General features: G+C 63.4%; 12 protein-coding genes. 8 read left to right on the top strand and 4 right to left on the bottom strand.

What is annotated here, in order from left to right:
• Positions 1-121 precede the first annotated feature (121 nt).
• From JQ597_RS26130 to uraD, 4 genes are all read left to right on the top strand, one after another.
• Positions 122-991, top strand: coding sequence for an aldose 1-epimerase family protein (locus tag JQ597_RS26130; protein ID WP_212268100.1), 870 nt, complete (start codon positions 122-124; stop codon positions 989-991).
• Between the two features lie 152 nt (positions 992-1143).
• Positions 1144-1557: a DUF3830 family protein gene (locus tag JQ597_RS26125; protein ID WP_192734938.1), complete on the top strand. Its 414-nt coding sequence runs from the start codon at positions 1144-1146 to the stop codon at positions 1555-1557.
• Positions 1558-2496 carry an allantoinase PuuE gene (puuE, locus tag JQ597_RS26120; protein WP_212268098.1) on the top strand — a complete coding sequence of 313 codons (939 nt, stop codon included), beginning with the start codon at positions 1558-1560 and terminating at the stop codon, positions 2494-2496.
• Between the two features lie 8 nt (positions 2497-2504).
• The gene (uraD, locus tag JQ597_RS26115) at positions 2505-3389 is read left to right on the top strand and encodes a 2-oxo-4-hydroxy-4-carboxy-5-ureidoimidazoline decarboxylase (RefSeq protein ID WP_212268096.1); all 885 of its coding nucleotides are present in this window, start codon (positions 2505-2507) and stop codon (positions 3387-3389) included.
• 98 nt (positions 3390-3487) lie between these two features.
• Here uraD and JQ597_RS26110 read toward each other — a convergent pair whose 3' ends face one another.
• Entirely contained in the window at positions 3488-4891 is a 1404-nt protein-coding gene (locus JQ597_RS26110) for a nucleobase:cation symporter-2 family protein (RefSeq protein ID WP_212268094.1), read from the bottom strand.
• Between the two features lie 178 nt (positions 4892-5069).
• Here JQ597_RS26110 and pucL point away from each other — a divergent pair, with 178 nt between their 5' ends.
• The 3 genes from pucL to JQ597_RS26095 all read left to right on the top strand — a co-directional run bounded on the left by pucL (position 5070) and on the right by JQ597_RS26095 (position 6917).
• Positions 5070-5912, top strand: coding sequence for a factor-independent urate hydroxylase (gene pucL / locus JQ597_RS26105; protein WP_212268092.1), 843 nt, complete (start codon positions 5070-5072; stop codon positions 5910-5912).
• Positions 5913-6025: 113 nt separating this feature from the next.
• On the top strand, positions 6026-6460 hold the full coding sequence (locus JQ597_RS26100; RefSeq protein WP_212268090.1) for a cupin domain-containing protein: 435 nt from the start codon (positions 6026-6028) through the stop codon (positions 6458-6460).
• A 190-nt stretch (positions 6461-6650) separates the two neighbouring features.
• A complete protein-coding gene (locus tag JQ597_RS26095; protein ID WP_212268088.1) occupies positions 6651-6917 on the top strand; it encodes a DUF3551 domain-containing protein in 267 nt (88 codons plus the stop codon).
• Positions 6918-6934: 17 nt separating this feature from the next.
• On the opposite strand, the gene JQ597_RS26090 is transcribed toward JQ597_RS26095, so the two are convergent.
• From JQ597_RS26090 to JQ597_RS26080, 3 genes are all read right to left on the bottom strand, one after another.
• Positions 6935-7207: a hypothetical protein gene (locus JQ597_RS26090; protein WP_212268086.1), complete on the bottom strand. Its 273-nt coding sequence runs from the start codon at positions 7205-7207 to the stop codon at positions 6935-6937.
• Positions 7208-7427: 220 nt separating this feature from the next.
• Positions 7428-10154 carry a molybdopterin-dependent oxidoreductase gene (locus tag JQ597_RS26085; RefSeq protein ID WP_212268084.1) on the bottom strand — a complete coding sequence of 909 codons (2727 nt, stop codon included), beginning with the start codon at positions 10152-10154 and terminating at the stop codon, positions 7428-7430.
• Positions 10151-10984: an FAD binding domain-containing protein gene (locus JQ597_RS26080; RefSeq protein ID WP_212268082.1), complete on the bottom strand. Its 834-nt coding sequence runs from the start codon at positions 10982-10984 to the stop codon at positions 10151-10153. Before JQ597_RS26080 ends, JQ597_RS26085 begins: the two co-directional genes overlap by 4 nt.
• 144 nt (positions 10985-11128) lie before the next feature.
• Here JQ597_RS26080 and JQ597_RS26075 point away from each other — a divergent pair, with 144 nt between their 5' ends.
• Entirely contained in the window at positions 11129-12478 is a 1350-nt protein-coding gene (locus JQ597_RS26075) for an 8-oxoguanine deaminase (protein WP_212268080.1), read from the top strand.
• Positions 12479-12697 lie beyond the last annotated feature (219 nt).

Here is a 12697-nt window from a genome sequence, read left to right as displayed (position 1 = left end):
GCCGGAAGCTGTGTCAGCCTTGCAACCATGCCATCAGGAAATGACGCCGCCAGGGCATCGCCGTTGCTGGGGGCAATGCCATGACTTATGAGAGGGGCAGGGGCACCTCGCGTGGTGAAGTATGAGCATGGACAAGCATTCGCTTCGCAGCGGCGCGATCGAGGCGACCATCAAGGCCGATGGCGCCGAACTGTGCTCGCTGAGAAGTGAAGGGATAGAGCTGCTTTGGCAGGCGGGGCCGGCATGGCCGCGCCACTCGCCGTTGTTATTTCCGATCGTCGGCCGCCTTAAGAATGATCAACTGCGCCACCGTGGCAAAACCTATCCGATGACCCAGCATGGCTTTGCCAGGGATCACCGGTTCGAGTGGGTGGAGCAGGGAGCGACGTCCTGCAAACTGGTGCTTGTCGACAGCGAGGCGACGCGCGCCCGCTATCCCTTCGCGTTCCGGCTCGAGGTTACCTACAGCGTTGAAAATGCCGGCCTGAAACTGGCGTTCGACATCACCAACACCGGCAACGAGACTTTGCCGGCTTCGATCGGCGCCCATCCGGCGTTCAACTGGCCATTGCTGCCGGGGTTGGAAAAGGAAGCCTACGCGCTTACCTTCGCGGACGAAGAGCCCGCGCCGATCCGCAGGCTGGCAGGCGGCCTGATGCGCGCCAAGGCCGAACCGTCGCCGGTTCGCGGCAACAGCCTCCCCCTTTCGGAGCGGCTGTTCGAAGACGATGCGGTTATCATCGACCAGCTCGCGAGCGGATCGGTTTGCTATGCGGCGGATCGTGGGCCTTCGATCGAGATGTCCTGGGAAGGATTTTGCGAGCTCGGCGTCTGGTCGAAACCTGATGGCGCGGCGTTTCTCTGCATCGAACCCTGGCATGGATTCGCCAGCCCGTCGGAGTTCGACGGCGAATTCACCGGCAAGCCCGGATTGATGCAGATTGCGCCGGGCGAAAAGCGGAGCCTCTGCTATCGGATACGCGCGGGTTGAGGTTGCGAACGTCAATCGACGGCATTTTCGGCTGATTTTAGGGGCAGGGCGCCAAACAAACCGCATTTTCCGGGTTGAATGGTCCTTGCTTCCGCTTTTCCCGGCTGCAATGGATATGGCTGAACCCTATCCCCACCCAAGAGAAGAGATCGATGAGCCAACTAATTGTCCGCGCCGGCGACTTCACCTTTGAGGCCCGTTTCGAAGAGCAACTGGCGCCAAAGACGGTAGCCGCCTTTCGCAAGGCGATGCCGTTCGAGAGCCAGGCGATCCATGTCCGCTGGAGCGGCGAGGGGGTCTGGATGCCGCTCGGCGATCTCGATTTCGGCGTTTCCTACGAGAACCACACCAGCTATCCCGCGCCGGGGCAGATCATTCTCTATCCCGGCGGCATCAGCGAGACCGAAATCCTGCTCGCCTATGGCGGCGTGCATTTCGCCAGCAAGATGGGCCAGCTCGCCGGCAACCACTTCATCACCCTGACCTCGGGGCTTGAGAACCTCACCGCATTCGGCAAGACCGTACTGTGGAAGGGTGCACAGAAGATCCGCTTCGAGGAAATCTAGGTGACGGAGCCCGGCTACCCCCGCGACCTCCGCGGCTACGGCCGCAATCCGCCCGATCCGCGCTGGCCTGATAATGCGCGGGTCGCCGTGCAGTTCGTGGTGAATTTCGAAGAGGGCGGCGAGAACAACATCCTGCACGGCGATCGCGCCTCCGAGGCGTTCCTGTCGGATGTGCTGGGCGCGCAGCCCTGGCCCGGCAAACGTCACGCCAATATCGAATCGATGTTCGAATACGGCTCGCGCGCCGGCTTCTGGCGGCTGTGGCGGATGTTCACCGAGCGCAAGATGCCGGCCACGGTGTTCGGCGTCGCGACCGCGCTGAAGCGCAATCCCGAAGTGGTCGCGGCCATGAAGGAGGCCGGCTGGGATATCGCCAGCCACAGCCTGAAATGGATCGAACACAAGGACATGTCGGAGGCCGAAGAGCGGGCGGAAATCGCCGAGGCGATCCGCGTTCATACCGAGGCGACCGGCGAGCGTCCGCTCGGCTGGTACACCGGACGTTCCTCGATCAATACGCTGCGGCTTTTGATGGAAGCCGGCGGCCTGCTCTACCTCAGCGATTCCTATGCCGACGATCTGCCATACTGGATCAAGGCAGGCGGATTGCAGCCGCATCTGGTCATTCCCTACACGCTCGACGCCAACGACATGCGCTTTGTGAACCCGCAAGGCTTTGGCGGCGGCGATGAGTTCTTCACCTATCTGAAGGACAGTTTCGACGTGCTCTATGCCGAGGGCGCGACCGCGCCGAAGATGATGTCGGTCGGCCTGCATTGCCGCGTCGTCGGCCGCCCCGGCCGCGCAGCGTCCCTGTTGCGCTTCCTCGATTACGTCATGAAGCATGACGGCGTCTGGGTGCCGACGCGGTTGCAGATCGCGCAGCATTTTCACGCCAATCTCAGCCATCTCGCCGAGAGCGCCGCTGAGATCGGATAGGCCGGGGAATGCCGATGAAGCTTTCCGATCTTAATCTCGCTGGCAAGGACGAGTTCGTCAAAACGCTTGGCAATATCTTCGAATATTCACCCTGGATCGCCGAACAGGCGGCCGCAGCGCGGCCGTTTGTCAGCCTGAAAACGCTGTTCGACGCGATGCAGGCCGTGGTCGATCGCGCACCAGCCGACATTCGCCTGGCGCTGATCAAGGCGCATCCGGATCTCGCCAACAAGACCCAGCGCGCCGCGGGGCTCACGGCCGAATCCAACGCCGAACAAAACAGTGTCGGCCTCGATCGGTTGTCGGATGCCGAATTTGAGGCGTTCGAGCGCGTCAACAATGCCTACCGCGCAAAATTCGGTTTCCCCTACATCGTCTGTGCGCGCCGGCAGACCCGGGATTCCATCCTGCGTGATTTCGAGCGCCGGCTGCCGAACGATACCAAAACCGAAACGCAGGTCTCGATCGCGGAAATTTATCGGATCGCGGCGCTGCGTCTCGACCAGCTGATGACGGCGGACGACAAGCTAGCCGTGCAGGGACGGCTGTCGACCCACGTGCTGGATACCCACAGCGGCAAGCCTGCGGCGGGAATTTCGGTGGTACTGACCGAACTGTCCGATCTCGGCGAAGCCCGCGTGGTGGCGCGCGCGATCACCAACAGCGACGGCCGCACCGATCACCCCCTGATCGGCGGCCGCCCGGTCCCGATCGGGCGCTATGAGCTGATGTTTCGCGTCGGCGAATATTTTTCCGCGCGCAGCGTGCCGATGTCGGATCCGCCTTTTCTCGACCAGATCCCGTTACGTTTCTCGGTCAGCGATCCCGAGGGCCATCTCCACGTGCCGCTCCTGGTCACGCCGTGGAGCTACGCGACGTATCGGGGGAGTTAGGTTTCGCTAAATCGTAGGATGGGTAGAGCGCAGCCCATCAATTGCGATTTGCGGATAGATGATGGGTTTCGCTTCGCTCTACCCATCCTCATCAGTCCTCACACATGCTGCGCCGATGACGCTGTGGCCGCGGCATCCGCTTCCGCAGCCGCTTTGCCGCCGAGGCCATTGAAGAACGCATTCAGCGCGACCGCGACCAGCGCACAAAGAAGGATGCCGGACTCCAGGAGCGGATGCAGACCGTGCGGCAGGTTCTTGAAGAAATTCGGCGCCACCAGCGGGATCATGCCGAAGCTGACGGAGATCGCGACCACGAACAGGTTGAACTGGTTGTTCTTGAAGTCGACGGTCGCCAGAATCCGCGCGCCGGTCGCGGCCACCATGCCGAACATCACGAGCCCGGCGCCGCCGAGCACGACCAGCGGCACCGCTTCGACCAATGCGGCCATCTTCGGCAGCAGCCCGAGCAGCAGCATGATGGCGCCGCCTGTTATCGTGACCCAGCGCGAGCGCACGCCGGTGACGCTGACGAGGCCGACGTTCTGCGAGAAGGATGTGTAGGGGAACGTGTTGAAGATGCCGCCGAGGAAGGTGCCGACGCCGTCGGCGCGCAGGCCGCGGGTCAGCGCGTCGCGATCGACTTTCTTGCCGGTGATCTCGCCGAGCGCCAGGAACATGCCGAGCGATTCGATCATCACCACGATCATCACGATGCACATGGTGATAACAGGCACCAGGTGGAATGTCGGCATGCCGAAGCGGAACGGGATCACCAGCGCGCCCCATTGCGCCGCCGTGACTTTGTCGAAATGCATGACGCCGAGCACGCTGGCGAGCGCCGCACCCGCGACGATGCCGAGCAGCACGGCCACGTTGGCGACGAAACCGGTGCCCCATTTGATTAAGGCGAGAATGACCAGCAGCACGAACAGCGCGATGCCAAGCCCTTGAAGCTGGCCATAATTAGGATTGGGGAAAGCGCCGGGGACGCCGTCGATCACCTTGGTCAGGGTCGGCAGGCCGCCGCCGGCCCAATTGATCCCGACGCGCATCAGCGAGATGCCGATCACCAGGATGATGGTTCCGGTGACCACCGGCGGAAACAGCGGCAGCAGCCGGCTGATGAAGGGCGCGGCAATGATGCCGAAGCTTCCGGCAGCGATCACCGAGCCGTAGATGCCGAGCAGGCCGATATCGGGCGCCGCGGCCATTGACAGCATCGGGCCAACGGAGGCGAACGTGACCCCCATCATCACGGGCAGCCGGATACCGACCCCGGGGAAGCCGATACATTGCACCAGGGTCGCCAGCCCGCAGGCGAACAGATCGGCCGAGATCAGGAAGGCGACGTCTTCCGGCGGCAGTTTCAACGCCCGGCCGATGATCAAGGGTACCGCGACAGCGCCGGCATACATGACAAGCACGTGCTGCAGGCCAAGCGCCAGCAACCGTGGCGCCGGCAGCGTCTGGTCGACCGGATGGATTTCGGTGGTCGTGGTCATGAATGGCTCCCCTGGCGCGGGCACGCCGGCCCATGCGAACCGTTACAAGGCCCGTGCCAAAGCTTGCCCCCGGAAGCCAGTCCCGGCACTTGCTCAATGGCACGAACGTTGCTCAATATTGGATCATATCGGGCGACTATAGTCCCGCAAGATTGCTGGCTGAACTGGAGGCTTCCACGTGCCGCTGATCAGGAACAGATACGGGAAGGGCCGCGTCCGCGTGATGCGCCTCCATCGCGACGGCGACCGTCACGAGGTCAGCCAGCTCAACGTCAAAGCGATGGTCGAGGGCGACTTTGCGCCTGCCTATACCCATGGCGACAATTCGACTTCGGTTTCGACCGACACCATCAAGAACGTCGTCAACGTCATCGCGCGCGAAAACACCGGCCTGTGCACCGAGGAATTTTGCCAGGTGCTGGCGACAAAATATCTCGACACCTATCCGCAGATCGCCTCCGTCGCGCTGACCGTGCACGAGACCAAATGGAGCCGGCTCAGTTTCGACGGCAAGCCGCATCCGCATAGTTTCGTGCTCGACAGCAACGGCAAGCCCACCGTTGAACTCTCTTCTGTCCGCGGCGGTGTCACCACGATGTCATCAGGCATCGACGGCTTTGCCTTCCTGAAGTCGACGCAGTCGGGCTGGGAGAATTACGTCAAGGACGCCTACACCACGATCCCCCCGACCGCCGACCGGCTGTGCGCGACCAGCATGGTGGCGTCGTGGAAATGGTCGGGCAAGCCTTTGAGCTATCCCGCGACCAACAGGAAGGTCCTCGACACCGTGCTCGAAGTGTTCTCGATGACCTACAGCAAGAGCGTGCAGGACAGCCTCTACCGGATGGGCGAGGCGGCGCTGGCAACGGTGCCGGAGATTTCCGAGATCAGCATGGCCTGCCCGAACATGCACTTCATCCCGATGAACCTCTCGGCGTTCGGGCTCGATAACAACAACGACGTATTCCTGCCGACCGACGAGCCGCACGGCCAGATCGAGTGCACGGTGGGTCGGGGATAATTCTGTCGTGTCCCGGACGCGGTGCAACGTGTTCCTGGCGATGCGAAGCATCGTCCAGTACGTTGCGTCCGGGGCACGAGACTTACCCAAGGTTCTCACGAAAAGAGGAACAAATGCCGGAATTGATCAATATGGGCACGCTGCAGCTCAGGTTCTTGCACACCAAGGATGACACCGGAGGCAGTCTTGATATGTTCGAGATGACGCTGCAGCCGAATGCCCGCATGCCGGTGCCGCATTATCACGAGAACTGGGACGAAATCATCTATGGCCTGACGGGAACGACAACCTGGCGCATCGATGGCCAAGACATCGATGTAGCGCCCGGCAAAAGTGTCTTCATCAAGCGCGGCGTCGTCCACGGTTTTACAAATAACACCGCCGGGCCGGCAGTTTGTCTCTGCACGCTTACCCCCGGTGTGCTGGGGCCGTCTTACTTCAAGGAGATGTCCGCGCTGCTGGTTGGTGGCGCGCCCGATCCGGCAAAAATGAAGGCAACGATGCTCCGCTATGGGCTTATTCCGGCGCCACCGCCATCAGCGAGATAGTTGCGAAAGATAGCTAAAGGCGCGCTTGCGCCGTGCCGAGCAACTATCTCAATAACCCTGAATGGTGGGCATCTGAATTCGACGCAGGGCGCTTTCGCGGACCCGCGCGTGAATGTGAATTGACTGCCGGCAGTATGGCTTGTCTGGTTGGTAGGTTGATGCTGTGACGTCAATCCCGATGGAGGTCCCGATGCGCATTCCGGCTTTGATGATATTGACGGCCGTCACTGTTCTGACGTCTGCGCCGGCTCCGGCCCAGACGTATGGCGGCAATTATCCGATCTGCATCCAGAACTACCGCTGGGGAGGAAGCGACATCGATTGCCGCTTTACGTCGATGGAGCAGTGCGCCGCGACGGCGTCGGGTCTCTCCGCCCAGTGCCTCGCCAATCCCTATTTTGCGAACGCGCAAATGCCCCGCGGGTCGTCTCGTCGGCCGTATCCTCCCGCGTACTGATTTATCATGCCATCGTTTCACTGCAACGAACGACGTCGATGGCGTTGGACCCCGGTTGATGGCGCAGCGCTGCCCAATCCCGCGTTGGCTTTGTTCAGCGCATAGAGCGCGGCAGCGGCATCACCAGGTTGCTCCCGCGCCAGTCTGCCCGCAGGCGTGAGCACGCCGCCATTCAGCACATCCCGATCCGGATTCTGTGCCGCATAAGCTGCCGGCTCCTGCGCCAGCGCAGATGTCGCCAGAACGATCGACATCAGCGCTGCCCCGACCAGCGTCCCGGGTCCAGTCATGGTCATTCTCCATTATCGCTTTCTGCGCAATAGTTTGCGGCGGCGCGTGCTGCCTTCGGGCGCTGTCTCCGGATTGTTCTAAGGGGCCATCTAGGCATTGCCGCTGAAAAAGCGTGCTGCCGGCGGATCACTATTCCGCGAATGCGCGTAGGGCAGATATGCCCATCCGCGGGCGCCCAGCCAAGTTTACGTCATTCGCGCAGGGCTGACAGGCGCCCCTTCACCCGGACCCAAACTTCTCATGCAACGCCGGCCACAGCCGGTCCGGCTTGAACGGCGTCGCCGTGAAGCGGATGCCGGTGGCATCGGCGATGGCGTTGCCGAGCGCGGCGGCGACCGGGTTGTACGGGCTCTCGCTCATCGATTTGGCGCCCATCGGCCCCAGCGCGTCCGACGTGTCGGCGAACAGCACGTCAGTGCGGGGGACGTCGGCGAACGACGGCAGATGATAGTCGCGGAACTTGGGATTGATGACGCGGCCGCCTTCGTCGATCACCATCTCCTCATAGAGCGCAGCGCCCAGCGATTGCGCGACACCGCCTTCGATCTGGCCGCGGCACTGCAAGGGATTGGCGACGCGGCCGGCGTCGGCGGCCTGCACGCTTTTCAGGATCTTGAGTTCGCCGGTGAATTTGTTCACCGCGACGCGAAAGCCCTGCACGTTGAAAGCGATCGAGCGCGGCGTGCCTGATGAATTCCCGCTGGCGCTCAGCACCTTGCCGAGCGATTGCGCTGAAGCGGCGAGCATGGCGTAGGGCGTGCGGCGTCCGGCGCAGACCGCGGCGTGGTTGTCCAGCGCGCAGGCATCAGGGTTTTCGCCCAGCATCGACGCCGCGAATTGTTTCAACTGATCCGCCAGCGCCGCCGCTGCCGCCAGCGTTGCGTTCCCCGCGACAAAGATGCCGGCGCTGCCATAGGCGCCGGTGTCGTGGCCGCCATGCGCGGTGTCGGACTGGCGCAAGGAAATGCGATCGACGGTGGTTGCGAGCGCGGATGCGGCGATCTGGCGATGCACGGTGCTGGTGCCGTTGCCGAATTCCGCGGTGCCGACCGTGAGGTCGAAGCCGCCGTCGTCGCGCAACGAGATGCTGCAATCGGCGAAATGCCCGGCCGGCGGCACGGTGTCGATCATGGTCAGCGCGATGCCGTCGCCGGTCAGCCAGTCCGCTGACAGATCGGGCGTCGGCGCCTCCGCCGCCATCGCGCGCTCGACCAGGTCGAGGCACTGGTCGAGGCCGTAACTGCCGTAGAGCACGTCGTGATACTTGGATTCCGGCGGCGAACGCATGGGATCGCCGGGTTTCACCACATTGCGGCGGCGCATCTCGAACGGGCTGATGCCGAGCTGCTTCGCCAGCTCGTCGATCGCGGCTTCGACCGCGATCAGGGTTTGCGGCAGGCCATAGCCGCGAAACGCGCCTGAAGGCACGGTGTTGGTATAGGCGGCGATGCCGTCGACCTTCTTGTTCGGACAATGATAGACGCCGAGGGATTCGCCGACCGAATGAAACAGCACCGGCCCGGCGTGGTTGCCATAGGCCCCGGTGTTGGAGAGCACGTCGAGCTGCAGCGCCGTGAGCTTGCCGTCGCTGTCGGCGCCCGCTTTGACGGTGACCAGCATCGGATGCCGCGTCGAGGTCGCGACGAACTGCTCCTCCCGCGTCAGTTCGAATTTGACGGCGCGGCCGGTCTTCAGCGCCGCCAGCGCCAGGATGTCCTCGACGAACATTTCCTGCTTGCCGCCGAAACCGCCGCCGACGCGCTCACAGAACACCCGCACCTTGTCCGGCGGCAAATCAAACAGGTCGGCGAGCGTGCGCCGGGTCAGGAACGGCACTTGCGTGCTGGAGCGGACGTTCAAAATTCCGTCGGCGTCGACCCAGGCGAGGCCGCCATGGGTTTCCAGCGCGGCGTGCTGGACCCGCTGCGTTGTGAACGTGCCTTGATAGGTGACGGCGGCCTGCGCCAGCGCGGCTGCGACATCGCCAAATTCGCCATGGATTTCGGCCACTATATTGCGGGCAGCGTTGGCGACACGGTTTTCTTTCGTCTTGTCGCCGTGCAGCACGGGCGCATCAGCGGCAATCGCGGCGGCGGGATCGATTACGTCAGGCAGGATTTCATATTCGACCTTGAGCCGCCGGCAGCCTTCCTCGGCGGCGGCTTCGGTGTCGGCGATCACGGCGGCGACCTTCTGGCCGACGAAGCGAACAACGGTGTCGAGCACCTTGGTGTCATCAGGGTCCATCCAGTCCCATTCGTGGCGCGCCGTCGAGAACAGGCGATCCGGCGCGTCTTCTGACGTCAAGACGGTATGCACGCCGGGGACGCCGAGCGCCGCAGTCTTGTCGATCGAAATGATTCTCGCGTGCGGATGCGGCGAGCGCAGCATCTTGACGTGCAGCAATCCGCCCAGTGCGACATCGAACGTATAGCGTTCCGTGCCGCGCACCACATGCGGGCCGGCGGGCGCGGGCAGGCTGCGGCCGAACGCGGCGCCGGCGTCGGCATCCTCAATGTTGCTTTTGCCGTTAAGGGCGTCCTCGATCGAGCGGTAGCCGGTGCAGCGGCAGATATTGCCTTTCAGCGCGGCGCTGAGGTCTTGCCGCTGCGCCTGGTTCAGCGATGCGCAGGTCAGGATCATGCCCGACGTGCAGAAGCCGCATTGAAACCCCTGCGCATCGAGAAACGCCTGTTGCATCGGGTGAATGCCGTCGTCAGGCGCAAGGCCTTCGATCGTGGTGACGGCGTGACCGGCGGCGCGGAACGCCGGGATCAGGCAGCTATGCACCGGCTCGCCATCGAGCAGCACGGTGCAGGCGCCGCAGTCGCCGGCATCGCAACCCTTCTTGACGCCGAAATGCCCGAGCTCGCGCAGGAAAGTGCGCAGGCATTGTCCGGGCTGTGGGGATTCCGAGAATGATTTGCCATTGATCTCGATGCTCATGGCGTCACTCTTGGCACCGCCTGCAATTCGCCGCGGATTTCTTCGGCCAGCCGCAGCGTCATTGCCTTGCGCCACATCGGCTTGCCGTGGACGTCGGTGTGATAAAGGCCGTCGGGGATACGCTGCAGGATCGCATCGCGCAGGTCCTTTGCTGCTGGAACACCCGCAAAGGAAAACTGAACGGGCCGCGCGGTAGACGCCGTCACGGTCAGCGCCAGTCCGCCGTCACTGTTCAGGCCGCCGATCAAGAGCGCTGCCGAACGGCCGACCGGCGTCAGCGAGATCTGACGGAACGCGGAGCGTCGCTTCAACGCCGCAAGAGGAATATCGATCTGCCGCAGGAGATCACCGGGCGCCAGCACGTTACGCTGGTCACCGGTGACGAAATCCGCCACCGGAATTTGCCGTTCACCGCCGCCGGCCTGCCAGATCGTACAGACGCCGTCGAGCGCCGCGGTCAGAGAGATCATCGGCCCCGCCGGCAGCGACATGCAGATGTTGCCGCCTACGGTCGCGGTCTTCCAGATCTTGAAGGAGGCCAGGAACGCACGGCAGCATTGGTTGATCAGCGGCGAGGCGGTCCATTCCGGCGGGCAGGAAAGTGCATCGATTTGCGCCACCGTGCAGGTGGCGGCAATCGACAAGCCGGTTTCGCTGACGGTCAGCGCCGGCCATTTCAGACCGGTGAGGTCGATCAGCCGGGTCAGATGGGTTTGCGGTTCCGAGAACAACCAGGTCCCGCCGGCAAGCCAGGCAGCGTCTGCCGTCCAAACAGGCAATTCGTCCCGCGTGGTCGGTCGTGCAACGGCGCGGATAGTGTTCAGGTCCATGGATACGCTAACGCTTTCAAGGTGATGCATCTCCGATTATGAAGTGTTGCAAGACCAGCGCCAATTGCCAATGCCGTTGGGATGGTCTTTGCATTGGTGAAGGTGGAAGTTCGCAACGGCGCCTTCCGCAAATCAGGTGGGATCATGGACCAAACGCAGGCGATATGGATCAAGGATCCGCTCTCTATTTTCGCCGACGGCGCCGAGCGCGGCGTTGTGGTCCGCGGCGGCAAGATCGTCGAACTGGTGCCGCGCGGCCGGGAACCCGCGACATCAGATACCGCCGTCTATGATGCCGGCGCCCATGTCGTGCTGCCGGGGCTGATCAACACCCATCATCACTTCTACCAGACCCTGACCCGGGCGCTGCCGGCGGCGCTCGATCGCGAGCTGTTTCCGTGGTTGCAGGCCCTCTATCCGGTCTGGGCGCGGCTGACGCCGGAATCGCTGCATCTCGGCGTCACCGTGGCGATGTCGGAACTGCTGCTGTCGGGCTGCACCACCACCACCGACCATCATTACGTGTTTCCGGCAGGCCTCGAGGATGCCATCGATATCGAGGTCGCCGCCGCGCAGCGCCTTGGCATTCGCGTGCTGCTGACGCGCGGCTCAATGGACCGCTCGCAAAAGGATGGCGGCCTGCCACCCGACAGCGTGGTGCAGGACGAGGACACGATCTTGGCCGACAGCGCGCGCGTGGTGGCAAAACACCACCAGCGCGGCGAGGATGCGATGGTGCAGATCGCGCTGGCGCCTTGCTCGCCGTTTTCGGTGACGAGCTCGCTGATGCGGGCGACCGCCACGCTAGCGGATAAACTCGACGTTCGCCTGCACACCCATCTGGCCGAGACCGAGGACGAGAACAAGTTCTGCGAGCAGATGCATGGCTGCCGGCCGCTCGATTATCTCGAACAATGCGGCTGGCTCAATGCGCGGACCTGGCTGGCGCACGGCATCCACTTCAACGCCTCGGAAATGAAGCGGCTGGGCAAGGCCAGGACCGCGATTACGCATTGCGCCTGCAGTAACCAGACTCTTGCCTCCGGCTGCTGCCCGGTCTGCGAGATGGAGGAGGCGGGGGTTTCGATCGGCCTCGGCGTCGACGGCTCGGCCTCGAACGACGAGTCCAACCTGATGCAGGAAGTACGCGCCGCGTTTCTCTTGCAACGGGCCCGCTACGGCGTCAGCCGCGTCAGCCACAGGGACGCGTTGCGCTGGGCCACCAGGGGCTCGGCGGCCTGCATCGGCCGTCCCGAGCTCGGCGAAATCGCTGTCGGTAAGGCGGCCGATCTCGCGCTGTTCAAGCTCGATGAGCTGCGCTTTTCCGGCCATGGCGATCCCCTGGCCGCACTGGTGCTATGCGGCGCGCACCGCGCCGACCGCGTGATGGTTGCGGGCAAGTGGGTAGTTACTGACGGTGCGATCCCCAGCCTCGACGTACCCGACCTGATCCGCCGCCACAGCGCCGCCGCCCGCGCGATGCATGCGGGGTGAGGCGGTGCGCTCCCTCGCCCCGCGCTTGCGGGGTCGAGACGAGCGAAGCTCGCTCTTAGAGGGTTGGGGTGAGGGGCTCTCTCCCCAAGTCGGATGCGAATTGTCTTGCGAGCGCAGTCTTCCGAAAGCGTCAACGTGGAGACAATGTGCCTCGCCCCTCACCCGGATCGCAAGGGCGATCCGACCTCTCCCCGCGAAGAGCGGGGAGAGGTGAAAGGC

The organism is Bradyrhizobium sp. AUGA SZCCT0177, assembly GCF_018130125.1.
Classification (GTDB): domain Bacteria; phylum Pseudomonadota; class Alphaproteobacteria; order Rhizobiales; family Xanthobacteraceae; genus Bradyrhizobium.
The sequence above is the reverse complement of the archived record's forward strand: the minus strand, read 5'-3'. Positions and strand labels throughout refer to the sequence as shown.